This window comes from Dorea sp. D27, assembly GCF_001185345.1.
In the GTDB taxonomy this organism is placed as follows: domain Bacteria; phylum Bacillota; class Clostridia; order Lachnospirales; family Lachnospiraceae; genus Extibacter.
The window spans coordinates 1-1,115 of record NZ_KQ236752.1 but is presented as its reverse complement, the minus strand read 5'-3'; the positions used below and the strand labels follow the sequence as shown (position 1 = coordinate 1,115).

The window sequence follows — 1,115 nt, the reverse complement described above, 5'->3', positions numbered from 1 at the left end:
GACCGCCGTGGCATTGCCGGTAATCTTGATTCCGGTCACCTGCTCCTTGCCAACACTCGCCGCAAGCAGCGCATCTTGAATGGCATCCGCCATGGTGGCGCCGTCGTTGTAGGTCACTTCGAGGGTAATCAGGGAAGCGAGCGTCCAGCCGCCGGGCAACCCGGAGACCCCCAGCCAATCCGACGCATACCCGGCTGGGTAGTAGATCGTGCCGGTGGTGGCAACGCCATTGAAAGCGGCGCCCCCTATCGTCGGGGCGTGGCGCTTTGGAAGGTCAGCTTGGCGAGGCTGGTGCAGCCAGAAAACGCATATCCCTTGATGCGCGAAAGACCTACGGGGAATGTCATCTCCGTGATGCCAGTGCAGCCTTCAAACGCACCGTCCCCGATGCTCTCCACCCCGTCCGGCAGGGCGGACAGCTTGATGCCGGTGCAGTCAGCAAACGCACCGTCCCCGATGCGCTCCACCCCGTCCGGCAGGGCGGTCAGCCTGATGTCGGTGCAGCCAGAAAACGCATAATGTCCGATGCTCTCCACTCCGTCCGGCAGGGCGGACAGTGCAAGGCTGGTGCAGCCATAAAACGCGCCGTCCCCGATGCTCTCCACTCCGTCCGGCAGGGCGGACAGTGCAAGGTTGGTGCAGCCAGAAAACGCATCTTTCCCGATGCTCGTCACGCTATCATCAAACACGACCGACCGAATCGCCTCGTAGCGGCCGGTTTCTTCCACAGCGATGCCGGTATCATCCCGCCACGCCGTCGTGCCAGCGTCGGTCTTGACGGCCAGCTCGCCGGTATTCGGATTGAAGGCGTAATCGTTGTTGTCGATGGTACCGTTGCGCGCGCCGTTCACCGCCAAGGCAAGCCGGCAGTCCCCCTCGTGGTTCTCGGCAAGGGTGCAGCCCTCGGTCGCCGCGCAAAGCACTTCGCTATCGGCGGGCGTTTGCGTGTCCTCTTGCGGCAGCCCGCCGCACTCGTTGTTGTGCTGGTGGGTGCAGGGCTGCTCCGCCACGGCGGCCACATGCCCGGCAGCCGTCCTCGTGAGCGTCGCCCGCACACTCCATATCGCAGGGCTGCCCCCTCCACGGCGGCCGCATGGCCGCAGCTATCGTCATGG

At 64.6% G+C, this 1,115-nt stretch carries 1 protein-coding gene; it reads right to left on the bottom strand.

Features of this window, described 5'->3' with window-relative positions; translation table 11 throughout:
- Positions 1 to 245: 245 nt before the first annotated feature.
- A complete protein-coding gene (locus HMPREF0980_RS19270; protein WP_255351365.1) occupies positions 246 to 728 on the bottom strand; it encodes a leucine-rich repeat domain-containing protein in 483 nt (160 codons plus the stop codon).
- Positions 729 to 1,115 lie beyond the last annotated feature (387 nt).